The organism is Sporomusa sp. 246TCP1 (assembly GCF_057319775.1).
In genome coordinates, this window is record NZ_CM170492.1 from 994,338 (window position 1) to 1,007,564 (window position 13,227).

Here is a 13,227-nt window from a genome sequence, read left to right on the forward strand (position 1 = left end):
GTGATACAGCCGTGTTTATGGGGGAGTATTTGCATACCATTGACAATAAAGGCCGGCTGATTTTTCCCGCTAAGTTTCGGGATGAGTTGGGAGAAGTATTTATTGCTACCAAAGGACTGGATAATTGTTTATTTGTATATACCCGCAGTGAGTGGGCTATCCTAGAAGAAAAATTAAAAAAGCTTCCGTTAGCAAAACCTGAAGCCAGAGCCTTTGTTCGCTTCTTTTTTTCAGGAGCTGCTGAATTGGAATGTGACAAACAGGGAAGAGTGTTGTTGCCGACAAATTTGCGCGAGCATGCGCGCTTAGATAAAGATGTAGTAGTAATTGGTGTGTCGACTCGAATTGAGGTTTGGAACAAGGCTGCCTGGGATGAATATAACCAGAAAGTTAGCCCCACGGTTGCTGAAATTGCTGAAAATCTCGCCGATTTGGGTATTTAATTATAATCGAAACGAGTTGTTGAAAAATGCAGGGTTTTGAATTTGAGCATACCAGCGTACTGTTGGAAGAAAGTGTTGCCGGGGTTTTTTCCAATCCGCAGGGTATTTATGTAGATTGTACGTTAGGAGGAGGCGGTCATTCGTCTTGTTTAGCTGCCCGTATGGCACCAGCGGGATGGCTGATTGGTATTGACCAAGACGCTGCAGCTATTCAGGCGGGGCAGCAACGGTTGGCAGAGGCCGCTTGCCGGATTAGCATTGTGCAGGATAATTTTCGTAATTTAGGTGCCATACTTGACCGTTTAGAGATTGGCCTGGTAGATGGAATTTTGTTTGATTTAGGCGTTTCGTCGCATCAGTTGGATGTTGCCGAGCGGGGTTTTTCCTATATGCAGGATGCGCCGCTTGATATGCGTATGAATCCTGAGGCTGATTTTTCGGCCTGTGAACTGGTAAACTCGTACGATGAAAAGCAGTTGACAGAAGTTATCGCCAGCTATGGTGAGGAACGCTGGGCTAAACGAATTGCTAAATTTATTGTGGAAAGCAGGAAAAACGCTGCTATTGATACAACCAGGCAACTGGTCGATATTATCAAAAAGGCCATTCCGGCTGGCGCACGCCGGGATGGACCCCATCCGGCCAAGCGAACGTTTCAGGCCATTCGAATTGAAGTCAATAACGAGCTGGGGATTTTACGGGATACTTTCATCACTGCGGTGGAAAGGTTAAAACCGGGGGGCCGTATTGGAATAATAACGTTTCATTCACTGGAAGACCGGATTGCCAAACAAACGCTGCAAGAGTTATCTAAAACATGTATCTGTCCACCACAATTACCAGTGTGTATGTGTAATACTAAACCCAAAGTTAAGGTTCTAAGAAAACCTACCCTGCCATCGTTAGCTGAGATTGAGCACAATCCACGAGCCCGCAGTGCTAAGCTGCGGTTGGCGGAAAAGTTATCGTGATGAATTGTTCTAAATAGTAAGGAGGAACAATAAAGATGTTAGTACATAAAAAGCGGGAGATACCTGCTTATGAACAAGAATCCGCTTTACCTACGCCGAAGATTGTACGAAAAGCTGATAAACGATTGCGAGCCAAGTGTCTGATACTAGTAATTCTGGCTGCTGTAATGGCGGCGGTTACAACCATACAGAGTGCTATCATTATTCAAGCAGGCTATGATTTGGTAAAAGTAAAAAGTCAAGTAGCAAAAATTGAAAAAGAAAATGAAATTTTACGTCTTGATATTGCGAAACTAAAATCACCACAACGTATTGAAGAGTATGCTACCAAGAACTTGGGAATGGTTGTGCCCAAAAACGCTTATTATGCAACTACAGTTATGCCTGACAGCAGTCACTCTCAGCCAGCAGCCGTTGATAATAATAACGGGATTGCTGATAAAGTGCTAAGCGCAATCAAAGTACACACGGCGGAGGCGAATAAAGGGCGGTAATCTGGATGATGGGGGAGGTAAATAAGTGGCAGCTGTTTCGCATGTTACCATCAGAAAAAGGGTGGCGTTCCTTTTTCTTGTTATATCGGTAATTATGATGGGGTTGATTGGTCGCTTACTATATCTCCAGTTTTACAAAAGTGTCTGGTTATCAGAAAATGCTGTTGATCAACGCATTCGCGAAATTCCGGTGGAGGCTAAACGGGGTATTATTTATGATCGGAATGGCCGGGAGCTCGCAGTTAGTGTTAGTACTGAATCTGTCTACGCAATACCTGCCGAAATACGTAATCCTGAAGAAACAGCAGCCAAACTGGCTGCTATTTTGGCGTTAGATGAAACCAAACTTACAAGCAAGTTAAAAAAACGTCAGGCGTTTACTTGGATAAAACGCAAGATTGAACCAGAAATTGGTCACCAAGTACAAATGCTTAATCTTCCTGGTATTGGTCTTACCCAGGAAAACCGGCGTTATTATCCTTATGATAATTTAGCTGCTCATGTCCTCGGATTTAATGGTATTGATAGTCAGGGCCTTGACGGAGTAGAAATGACCTTTGACAGTTACTTAAAAGGCCGTTCTGGCAGTATTGTCATTGAGTATGATGCCAGAGGCCAGGAAATACCGAATGCTTCGCATCGTTTTTTATCGCCAATTGAAGGTCATAATATCTATCTTACCCTTGATCTGGTTATCCAACAGATTGTCGAACGTGAGCTGGATCGTGTAATGAAGGAAACCCAGGCTAAGGCAGTTACCATCATTGCCATTGATCCCAGGAATGGCGGTATCTTGGCTTTGGCTAACAGACCAGACTATAATCCTAATAAATTCAGTGAGTTTTCCCCTAAGTTATGGCGGAATATTGCTGTATCGAATGTCTATGAGCCAGGGTCTACTTTTAAAATCATTACTACATCTGCTGTCATGTCTGAACATCTTGTTAAGCCTGACGAAAAGTTTTTTGATCCCGGGGAAGTCGAAGTACAAGGGCGCAGGATTCATTGCTGGAAACATGGCGGGCACGGCAGTCAGACTTTTGCTGAAGTGGTTCAGAACTCTTGCAATGTCGGATTTGTTAATGTAGGATTACGGTTAGGCCGTGAGTCGTTTTATCGCTATATTGATGCTTTCGGTTTTGGGCAACAAACCAATATTGATTTGCCGGGAGAAGCAAAAGGCATAACGATTGACAGAGCTAAAGCAACGCCTATTAATATTGCGACAATGTCTATCGGGCAAAGTATTGCTGTTACTCCTATTCAGTTGGTTACGGCAGCGGCGGCTGTAGCTAATGATGGTAAACTGCTAAGGCCGCAGATTGTAAGAGAAGTAAAGGATAAATCAGGGCAAGTAATTAGAGCCTTTCAGCCTGATGTTGTCAGGCAAGTGCTTGATTCTTCCACCACAAAACAGGTTAAAGAAATATTAGAGTCAGTAGTATCGCAAGGCTCTGGCAGAAATGCGTATATCGAAGGTTTCAAAATTGCCGGCAAAACGGGTACTGCACAAAAAGTTGGTGCAGGTGGCTATTTGCCTGATAAATACGTCGCATCCTTTGTTGGGTTTGCGCCTGCTGATGACCCACAGGTAGCTATGCTGGTTGTCATTGATGAGCCTGTTGGACTATACTATGGCGGTCAGATTGCTGCCCCTGTATTTGGCGCAGTAATGAAGGATGTATTGCAGTATCTTAAGGTTAACCCGCAATTATCGACAAATAGCAAAGCTGGTACTGAACAAGCGCATGTGCTGGTTCCTAGTGTTATAAACCTGAGTGTTCCTGAAGCAATGAAGGAATTACAACAGGCCGGATTAATCCCGCGCATTGAGGAGACTGGTGATAGGATTGCCGACCAAATTCCTAAACCGGGTAGCCTTATACCTAGCGGCGGCGGTGTGCTACTCTATACTATGACACCTAGATATTCATCTGGTGAAGTTACTGTTCCAGACTTAACCGGGCGGACACTGCGGGAAGCGTCAGATTCGTTGGCTGAACTAGGTCTGGCGATTAAACCGGTAGGAACAAACGGTCAGGCTGTTAAGCAGGATCCGTTAGCAGGGAGTAAAGTATTATCAGGCACAAGCATTACTATCTATTTTGAATAAAGCGTTAGAATAGGGAATAATGGTAAAAATAATAAGAGCAGCGTATTGATTAGAAAATTTTTGTAATTTGGGCAGGAGGATTTTGGATGGCCAAGAATTTAAAACAATTAACGGCATTATTAGCAGATGCTACGATTTTGGGAAAGCTTGATCAAACCATTGAAGCAGTGGCGCATGACTCCCGCAAAGTGGTTCCAGGGACATTGTTCTTTTGTCTTAGCGGTGCTCATGTTGATGGGCATGATTTTATTGCTGAGGCTGCCCGGCGTGGTGCAGTCGCTGTGGTAGTTGAGAGAGATGTGTCAGATGTAGCTGATGCTACGATTACGATAATCAGGGTTGGCGATACCCGGGTGGCAATGCAGGCCATTGTACCGTGTTTTTTTGATTATCCTGGACAGAAGTTACGGATGATTGGTGTAACTGGTACCAACGGTAAAACCACATCTACTTACTTAATTCGTGATATTTTGCGAAAAAATGGTCATAAAGTCGGATTAATTGGCACAATCCAGACTCTTATTGATGACAAGACACTACCAATAAAAAACACTACCCCTGATGTTATTGAGTTGCAAATTACGCTGGCGGAAATGGTCAATAGTGGTATGGAGTATGCTATTATGGAGGTTTCTTCCCATGCCCTGGCGCTTAATCGGGTGGCTGGCTGTGAGTTTGATGTCGGTATTTTTACCAATATGACTCAGGATCACTTAGACTTTCATCAGACTTTTGAAAATTACATTGATGCCAAAGCCGAACTCTTCCGCGGTTTGAACAAACCCACCAATACGAAGCAAGGTAAAACAGCAGTCGTCAATTTTGATGATAGTGCCGGGGCCATTATGGCCCAGAATGCAGCTTGCCCGGTAATTAGTTATGCTGTTAATAAAGAAGGAGTTTTAACGGCCGGCAACGTTGCTGTTAGAGAAACTGGCTCGAGTTTCCAGGTAAAAGGCCCATTTGGCACTATGGAGCTATCGCTTAGCATTACAGGCATGTTTAATGTTTATAATGTTTTAGCGGCAGTGGGGGCGGCTTTGGCCGAGGGAGTTCCCCCCGAGGTTATCAAACAGGCCCTGGAGAGTTTTACTAGTGTACCGGGACGGTTTGAACTAGTGCAGGCCGGGCAACCGTTTACGGTGATTGTAGATTATGCCCATACGCCTGATGGTTTGGAAAATGTGCTAAAAACGGCAAAACAGTTTGCCCAGGGAAGAATAATTGTGGTTTTTGGTTGTGGTGGTGATCGCGACCGTACAAAACGACCAATTATGGGTAAACTGGCGGTTCAATATGGCGATGTTGTCCTTGCGACATCAGATAATCCGCGTAGTGAAGACCCGGAAAAGATACTGGCAGATGTAGAAGTGGGTATCAAAGAGGCCTTAGGTGCAGATAACAATGGAAAAAGCTATGAAGTAATTCCTGACCGCCGTCAGGCAATTACGCACGCTATTCGATTGGCAAAAGCACATGATGTTGTGCTTATTGCTGGTAAAGGTCATGAAACCTATCAAATCTTAAAAGATAAAACAATTGATTTTGATGACAGGCAAGTAGCGCGTGAAGTCATCAAGGAGATGAGCAACAATGGCTGATTTTAGTTTAACTGAGGTGCTTAAGGCTACTGGCGGTCAATTGATTAATGCTGGTGATAGCAAGCTGTTCCAAGGTATTTCGACTGATACCAGGAGCATTCAGGCCGGGAATTTGTTTGTTGCTTTGGTTGGTGAACATTTTGACGGCAATGAATTTGTCGCTCAGGCTGTGGCTAAAGGGGCAACAGCTCTACTTGTCAGTAAGACGGTAAATGTGCCTGACTATGTCACTGTAATCCAAGTAATAAATACGTTGGCGGCGTTGCAGGCTCTGGCCAGATTTCATCGGCAGCGATACACTATTCCGGTGATCGCCGTGACAGGATCTAATGGTAAAACTACGACCAAAGATATGCTTGCCGCTGTATTATCCAGCAAGTTCAAAGTGCTTAAGACGGAAGCTAATTTTAATAATGAAATAGGTTTATCACTTACACTATTAAAGCTTGAAGCCAGTCATGAGGTTGCTGTTGTTGAAATGGGCATGCGGGCCAGCGGGGAAATCCGCGAGCTGACTGAAATTGCATTGCCCACAGTAGGCGTAGTGACAAATGTCGGCGAAACACATATGGAAATTCTCGGATCAATTGAAAATATTGCGTCTGCCAAAGCAGAACTTGTTGAGGCAATTGCACCTGATGATTTAGTGGTGCTCAATGCTGATGATCCGCAGGTACGTAATATGCAGCACAAAACCCAAGGAAGAATCGTATTTTATGGTATAGCTTCCAATGCATTTGTCAGGGCTGAGAATATAACTACCGGGAAAAGTGCTGAACTGAGTACTACCTTTGATTGCTGCAGTGCCCGCGGTTCTTTTACGGTTACATTGCCAACAGTCGGTATTCATAATGTTTATAATGCACTTGCAGCTATTACTGTCGGCTGGGAGCTAGGCCTGCAGCCAAGTGAAATACAAGCCGGAATTAGTAGTTTTGTCCCTGGGGCTATGCGGCTCGAAATAAATAGGTATGGCCCGTATACGGTCATCAATGATGTTTATAATGCGAGTCCGTTGTCAATGGCGGCCGCGCTTACTACATTGGCCAATATCAGTAAGGGCCGTAAAATTGCCGTGCTGGGTGATATGTTAGAGTTGGGTGATGCTGCGGTTGAGGCTCATCGCAGGGTTGGTAGGCAAGCCGCAGAGCAGGGTGTAGATAGTATCATAGCGGTTGGAGAACTAGCAAAACATATTGCTGCTGCTGCCAGCGAACAGGGTGTAAAATCTACGCAATCCTTTACCGAACATAAAGCGGCGATTGACGCCCTGCGCAAGCTGCTAAAGCCAGGGGATTATATTTTACTTAAAGGCTCCCGTGGCATGAAGATGGAAACTATGCTGGAGGCATTTCAAGACATATAGTCAACCACACCACCCGCCTGCAAAAGGCTTTAAATCGTTATACACATTTAGGAGGTTACCATGCAGGAATTGTTGTATGCTGCTGCTATGGCATTTGTCATTGCCATAGCAGCAGGGCCGCTCTTTATTCCCATGCTGAAGCGGCTGAAATTCGGGCAAAGTATCAGAGAAGAAGGACCTGAGAGTCATTATGCCAAGGCCGGTACTCCCACTATGGGCGGGGTATTGATTTTGCTGGCACTGGTTATTCCCAGTTTGATTTTTGCGGGTAGCAATCCGGAAGTATTATTGGCTTTATTTGTTACCTTTGGGCATGGTCTAATTGGATTTTTGGATGATTTTATTAAAGTGGTATTAAAACGCTCAATGGGTCTTAAAGCCCGGCAAAAGTTGCTGGGGCAGATAATTATGGCACTAGCTTTGTCTTATATTGCCAGTATTTATTTTGGTCGTGGCACAGATTTATGGATACCAGTACTCGGGGCAAGTGTTGACTTTGGGGCCTTATATTATGTATTGATTTTTCTTGTGCTTGTCGGAACGACTAATGCGGTTAATCTTACTGACGGACTTGACGGCTTGGCTGCAGGTACGACCACTGTGGCCGCGCTAGCTTATACGGTAATCGCTTTGTATTTTGGTAAACCGTACTTAGCCGTTTTTTGTGTAGCCCTGGCGGGAGCCTGTCTTGGTTTTTTACGATACAATGCTCATCCAGCCAAAGTATTTATGGGTGACACCGGTTCGCTGGCATTGGGTGGGGCGCTGGCTGCAGTGGCGGTATTGACTAGAACTGAATTCCTGCTTGTTATCGTTGGTGGTGTATTTGTAATTGAAGCATTGTCGGTCATTATCCAAGTTATTTCGTTTAAATCAACCGGAAAGCGGGTATTCAAAATGAGTCCTATTCATCACCATTTTGAATTATCCGGTTGGTCGGAAACAAAAGTTGTGACAGTATTCTGGCTGGCAGGGACAGTGTTTGCCGCTATAGCATTAAGTATCTTGGCAGTTAGCCGGGCTGGAGGAATATAAATTGATTAGACAAACAGAATTCGCCAATAAAAAAATTCTCGTATTAGGCGCCGGTATTAGCGGGCTTTCCGTAGCTCAGATTTTGCAGCGGTTAGGCGCGAGTGTTGTCTTAAGTGATGCTAAAGCTATGGATCAATTTGATCAGGACTTTTCTGAATTGCAGGCGGCTGGTATTACTTTTGTGATGGGACACCAGAATGAGAAACTACTTGATGACATAGACTATCTTGTGGTGTCTCCCGGTATATCGATTTATATCCCGCTGGTTATGGCTGCACAAAACCGGGGTATTTGTGTTATGAGCGAAGTGGAGGTGGCTTACCGTTTGAGTGAGGCACCAATGATTGCGATTACGGGTACTAATGGTAAAACAACAACAACAACTTTAATTGGCGAAATGCTTAAAACTACCAGTCACCAAGTTGGGGTAGGGGGTAATATTGGAGCTGCATTGTCAGAGCAGGCGCTTGCGGCCAGACCGGATGGTTTTGTTGTGGCCGAGATATCGAGCTTTCAACTTGAGGGTGTTATCGAGTTTCGCCCCCATATTGCTGCCATTTTGAACCTGACTCCTGATCATTTAGACCGGCATCATACGATGGAAGTTTATCAACAAATGAAAGAGCAAGTATTTAACAGGCAAGAAGCTAGCGATTACTTAATTTTGAACTATGATGATATGGCTGTGCGCGGTATGGCTAAGCGGGCCAAGGGAAAAGTAGTATATTTTAGCCGGCAGCAGTGTCTTGATGCTGGATTTTATGTCGAAAATGGCAAGATCAAAATGAACATGGATGGTAATAGTAGTGAGATCTGCGCTGTTAATGATATTAACATAAAAGGCGGCCACAATGTGGAAAATGCATTAGCTGCCTGTGGAGTTGCTTATTTTGCCGGAGTTCGGCCTGAAGCAATGGCAGAGGTTCTTAAAACTTTTTCCGGTGTGGAGCACAGGATTGAGTTTACGGCTGAAATTGCCGGCATAGCCTATTATAATGATTCTAAAGCCACTAATCCTGAATCGGCAATAAAAGCGCTGGAAGCCTTTGACGGTCATATTATTCTCATTGCCGGTGGACGGGATAAGAATACAGATTTAACCGCCTTTATGAAGCTGGCAAAAGAACGTGTGGATCATCTGATTCTGCTTGGAGAGGCCCGGCAGCGTTTCGCTGAGGCAGCGATGCAGCAGGGTGTAAACAATATTCATCAGGTGGCCACATTTGCCGGGGCAGTAACGCTGGCACATAAGTTGGCGCAGCCACCACAGGTGGTAGTATTATCGCCTGCCTGTGCCAGTTATGATATGTTCAATAATTACGAGGAACGGGGGAAAGCCTTTAAGGACTTGGTGCGCCAGTTAGGGTAAGGAGGGAGTAAGATGGGAGTCAGGCCTAAGTCGCCCGATTATGTCGTTTTTTTTGCCATTATGGGCTTGTTGGGTTTCGGGATAGTAATGGTCTATAGTTCAAGTGCTGTTTCCGCATATGTAAACTATAATGACAGTTTCTATTTTTTAAAACGACAGTTGATATGGGCTACACTAGGAATACTGACGATGTTGTTTACGATGAATATTGATTATCACGTGTGGCGCAAATTAGCCAAACCGATTATGATAATCACCTTGCTTTTATTGGTCTTGGTTCTTGTTCCTGGTTTAGGAAAGGTAGTCAACGGTGCCAGACGTTGGCTGGGGGGGTTTGGTTCACTTTATCTACAACCGTCAGAAATTGCAAAATTAAGTATGGTATTGTTTACTGCTAATAGTTTGGCAAGGTCACAAGATAAAATTGGTAACTTTGTTAAGGGGGTCATGCCCCAATTATTGATACTGATACTGGTATTTGGATTAATTTTGAAAGAGCCTGATTTAGGGACCGCACTTGTTATTAGTGGAACGGTTTTTATTCTATTGTTTGCCTCAGGTGCTAAGCTTACGCACCTGGGATCCCTGGGTGCTGCCGGTGTGCTCGGCATAATTACCGCAATTATTGCCGAACCCTACCGGCTAAAACGTTTGTTAGCCTTTAGTGATCCGTGGGCTGATCCATTAAATAGCGGCTACCATATCATTCAGTCCTTATATGCGATCGGTTCTGGTGGTCTGTTCGGTGTTGGTTTGGGGCGCAGCCGGGAAAAATTCTTGTATTTGCCTGAACCTCATACTGACTTTATCTTTGCTATTTTGGGTGAGGAACTTGGCTTTATTGGTACAGCCACAGTTGTAATCCTATTTTTTCTATTTGCCTGGAGAGGTTTTAAGACAGCTATATCAGCGCCAGATATATATGGCAGCCTGCTGGCTGGAGGCATAACCAGTATGATTGTACTGCAGGCGCTTATGAACATTGCAGTAGTTACAGCCTCAATGCCGGTAACAGGAATCCCATTGCCCTTCATTAGCTTCGGTGGTTCAGCCCTGATTTTCACGTTGGCTGCGGTGGGTATACTCCTTAATATTTCCCGGTATGTCAGCTTGAAATGAATGTAGGGGGCAAAGGTTATGCGAATCATTATTTCTGGCGGGGGAACAGGTGGGCACATCTACCCCGCCATTACTATCGCCAGAGAGGTAGCCAAGTTAGCCGATAACTGCGAGATACTATTTGTGGGGACGAAACATGGGCTGGAAGCAGATATCATTCCGAAGGAAGGTTTTCCATTTGCTACTATCGAAGTACGTGGGCTGGAACGGCGGTTGTCCTGGCAGAATGTCCGAACACTCTTTACTACCGTAGGAAGTGTTTGGAATTCTGCTCAAATTATAAAAAAATTTCGCCCTGACGTTGTTATTGGTACTGGTGGTTATGTATGTGGTCCGGTGCTTTTGGCGGCTAGCTTGCTAAAAATACCAACCATTATTCAAGAACAAAATGTTATACCTGGCATCACGAATAAAATTTTATCCCGGTTTGTTGATAAAATTGCTTTAGGCTATCAAGACGCTGCAGTCTATTTTACTAAGTGCAGGCCTGAGCAAATTGTAGTTACCGGTAATCCTATTAGACCGGAGGTCATGTCAGCTAAACGGGAAGAAGGTTTGACTGAACTTGGACTTGCGTCGGATAAACTCACTGTTTTGGTAGTTGGAGGAAGCCGGGGGGCTCGCAGTATCAATAAGGCGATGTCTGGTGTGTACAACTATTTTAGCGGCAATTCACAGATTCAAATATTGCATGTCACAGGACAAAGCGAGTATAATAGCATGGTTGGCAATAGTAAGCAATCTGGTATAGAGCTATCCAGTGCTGGTAATATTATCATCAAACCATATTTATATAATATGCCGTTAGCTTTAGCGGCTGCTGATTTAGCTATTTTCAGAGCTGGGGCAGTCGGTTTGTCTGAATTAACCGCGCGCGGCATTCCGGCAATTCTGATACCATACCCCTTTGCTGCAGAGAATCATCAGGAGTTTAATGCCAGAGCTTTAGAAAAGCAGGGGGCAGCAGTAGTAATTATCGACAAAGAACTGACAGATAGTAAACTGATAGATACTATCAAGAGGTTGCTAGGTAATCCGGAAGTACTTTCCAGTATGGCTAAGAAAAGTAAAGAGTTAGGTTGCCCACAAGCGGCAGAAACAATTGCCCGGCTGGCACTTAGTCTGAAAAAACCTTAATCTTACTAATAAGGTAACATCGGGTGCGGAGAGTGCATACACTATGGTATGCCAAAGCGGCAGCCGGATGGGCTAGGGAATAACTCTTTCTGCAGATATAGGCGCTGGAGTTACCGGTGCGCAAGAAAGGGGAGAAATACTGTTGTTAGATAATATAAAAAAAATTCATTTTGTTGGTATTGGTGGCTCAGGTATGAGCTCTATTGCGAAGGTACTGCTGGAAATGGGGTATATTGTGTCTGGTTCTGATGCTCAGGAATCAGCCGTTACCACCAAACTTGCTCAAGCCGGCGCGCGAGTGCATATTGGCCACAGTTACGAAAATATTGGTGATACGCAAGCTGTAGTTGTTTCTACTGCAATCCCTGAGACCAATCCGGAGGTAAAGGCTGCCAGGGACAAGGAAATACCTGTATATCACCGGGCCGATGTACTGGCATTTTTAATGTCTAAACGGCAGGGCATAGCTGTAGCTGGTGCTCATGGCAAGACTACAACGACGTCAATGATTGCCCTGATGCTGGAACGGGCAGGTATAGATCCGACCATAGTCATTGGTGGTGAGCTAGAATCAATAGGCGGCAGCGCAAAACTTGGTCACGGTCCCTATCTGGTGGCAGAAGCTGATGAAAGTGATGGCTCTTTTTTGAAATTTTCACCACAGATTGCCATTGTAACTAACATTGAAAACGACCATATGGATTACTACAAAACTATGGATAATATATTGCGTACTTTTGAAAAATTCTTGCATAAGCTTGCGCCGGCAGAGGGGGTAGCTATTCTATGTTTCGATAATTCCTATGTAAGAAATATAGCTGCTAAGCTTGAAAGACGCTATATATCTTATGCGCTTGAGCAGGAGGCAGATGTTATCGCCCGCAATATAAAATCCGACGGTCCAGTTTCAACCTTTTATGTATACTATCAAGGCAATCTTTTAGGCACAGCTAAAATCTGTGTGCCGGGAATCCATAATGTATCTAATGCGTTAGCTGCGGTTGCTGTAGGTATTTATGCCGGGTTAAGTTTTGCCCAAATTGTCGAAGGTCTTGGCCTATTTCAGGGAGCAAAACGCCGGTTTCAGACAAAAGGACGGGTTAATGGCGTATGGGTAGTGGATGATTACGCCCATCATCCGACTGAAATCAGTACAACATTACTCGGTGCACGCCAAACAGAACCTAAGCGACTAATTTGTGTTTTCCAACCGCATCGGTATACCCGTACGAATTTTCTGCGAAAAGAGTTTGGTGCGGCATTTTTACAAGCTGATTTGTTAATTCTTACTGATATTTATTCAGCTGGTGAACAGCCTATTCCCGGAGTTAGCGGGGATACGATTAAGAATGAAATTGAACAGCAAACCAATCAGCGGGTAACTTATGTACCAGATAAAGGTAAAATTGCGCGTTATTTGTTTGAAATTGTTGAGCCGGGAGATTTAGTAATGACTATGGGCGCCGGCAATATTTATCAGGTAGGCGAAGAGTTGGTAGAAAAACTTACGCAAGCGAATAATGTGTAGTTAGCTAGAGATTAGATTATATTAGAGAAGAGTATAGGGTGATTGTACTTT

11 protein-coding genes are annotated in these 13,227 nt (G+C 44.3%); all 11 read left to right on the forward strand.

Features of this window, described 5'->3' with window-relative positions; genetic code table 11:
- Positions 1–11 precede the first annotated feature (11 nt).
- The 11 genes from mraZ (at position 12) to murC (ending at position 13,176) form a co-directional block, all read left to right on the forward strand.
- Positions 12–443, forward strand: coding sequence for a division/cell wall cluster transcriptional repressor MraZ (gene mraZ / locus AC1ECB_RS04890; protein WP_021167404.1), 432 nt, complete (start codon positions 12–14; stop codon positions 441–443).
- Positions 444–469: 26 nt separating this feature from the next.
- Positions 470–1,414 carry a 16S rRNA (cytosine(1402)-N(4))-methyltransferase RsmH gene (rsmH, locus tag AC1ECB_RS04895; protein ID WP_485667691.1) on the forward strand — a complete coding sequence of 315 codons (945 nt, stop codon included), beginning with the start codon at positions 470–472 and terminating at the stop codon, positions 1,412–1,414.
- A gap of 35 nt (positions 1,415–1,449) precedes the next feature.
- Complete coding sequence (locus tag AC1ECB_RS04900) at positions 1,450–1,908, forward strand: cell division protein FtsL (RefSeq protein WP_485667692.1); 459 nt, start codon at positions 1,450–1,452, stop codon at positions 1,906–1,908.
- 25 nt (positions 1,909–1,933) lie between these two features.
- Complete coding sequence (locus AC1ECB_RS04905; RefSeq protein ID WP_485667693.1) at positions 1,934–4,021, forward strand: stage V sporulation protein D; 2,088 nt, start codon at positions 1,934–1,936, stop codon at positions 4,019–4,021.
- 86 nt (positions 4,022–4,107) lie between these two features.
- Entirely contained in the window at positions 4,108–5,622 is a 1,515-nt protein-coding gene (locus AC1ECB_RS04910) for a UDP-N-acetylmuramoyl-L-alanyl-D-glutamate--2,6-diaminopimelate ligase (protein WP_485667694.1), read from the forward strand.
- A complete protein-coding gene (locus AC1ECB_RS04915) occupies positions 5,615–6,988 on the forward strand; it encodes a UDP-N-acetylmuramoyl-tripeptide--D-alanyl-D-alanine ligase (protein ID WP_485667695.1) in 1,374 nt (457 codons plus the stop codon). Before AC1ECB_RS04910 ends, AC1ECB_RS04915 begins: the two co-directional genes overlap by 8 nt.
- 60 nt (positions 6,989–7,048) lie before the next feature.
- Positions 7,049–8,023: a phospho-N-acetylmuramoyl-pentapeptide-transferase gene (mraY, locus tag AC1ECB_RS04920; protein WP_485667696.1), complete on the forward strand. Its 975-nt coding sequence runs from the start codon at positions 7,049–7,051 to the stop codon at positions 8,021–8,023.
- Position 8,024: 1 nt separating this feature from the next.
- The gene (gene murD / locus AC1ECB_RS04925; RefSeq protein ID WP_485667697.1) at positions 8,025–9,392 is read left to right on the forward strand and encodes a UDP-N-acetylmuramoyl-L-alanine--D-glutamate ligase; all 1,368 of its coding nucleotides are present in this window, start codon (positions 8,025–8,027) and stop codon (positions 9,390–9,392) included.
- Positions 9,393–9,404: 12 nt separating this feature from the next.
- Complete coding sequence (gene spoVE, locus AC1ECB_RS04930) at positions 9,405–10,511, forward strand: stage V sporulation protein E (RefSeq protein WP_485667698.1); 1,107 nt, start codon at positions 9,405–9,407, stop codon at positions 10,509–10,511.
- An 18-nt stretch (positions 10,512–10,529) separates the two neighbouring features.
- Positions 10,530–11,648 (forward strand): undecaprenyldiphospho-muramoylpentapeptide beta-N-acetylglucosaminyltransferase, encoded by a 1,119-nt coding sequence (murG, locus tag AC1ECB_RS04935; protein ID WP_485667699.1) that lies wholly within the window; start codon positions 10,530–10,532, stop codon positions 11,646–11,648.
- A 142-nt stretch (positions 11,649–11,790) separates the two neighbouring features.
- Positions 11,791–13,176 (forward strand): UDP-N-acetylmuramate--L-alanine ligase, encoded by a 1,386-nt coding sequence (gene murC / locus AC1ECB_RS04940; protein ID WP_485667700.1) that lies wholly within the window; start codon positions 11,791–11,793, stop codon positions 13,174–13,176.
- Positions 13,177–13,227 lie beyond the last annotated feature (51 nt).

Bases quoted from the DNA above. Each gene is read 5' to 3' on its own strand.
- AC1ECB_RS04915 (WP_485667695.1), top strand. From the start codon at position 5,615: ATGGCTGATTTTAGTTTAACTGAGGTGCTTAAGGCTACTGGCGGTCAA.
- AC1ECB_RS04910 (WP_485667694.1), top strand. From the start codon at position 4,108: ATGGCCAAGAATTTAAAACAATTAACGGCATTATTAGCAGATGCTACG.
- spoVE (WP_485667698.1), top strand. From the start codon at position 9,405: ATGGGAGTCAGGCCTAAGTCGCCCGATTATGTCGTTTTTTTTGCCATT.
- murG (WP_485667699.1), top strand. From the start codon at position 10,530: ATGCGAATCATTATTTCTGGCGGGGGAACAGGTGGGCACATCTACCCC.
- mraY (WP_485667696.1), top strand. From the start codon at position 7,049: ATGCAGGAATTGTTGTATGCTGCTGCTATGGCATTTGTCATTGCCATA.
- AC1ECB_RS04900 (WP_485667692.1), top strand. From the start codon at position 1,450: ATGTTAGTACATAAAAAGCGGGAGATACCTGCTTATGAACAAGAATCC.
- rsmH (WP_485667691.1), top strand. From the start codon at position 470: ATGCAGGGTTTTGAATTTGAGCATACCAGCGTACTGTTGGAAGAAAGT.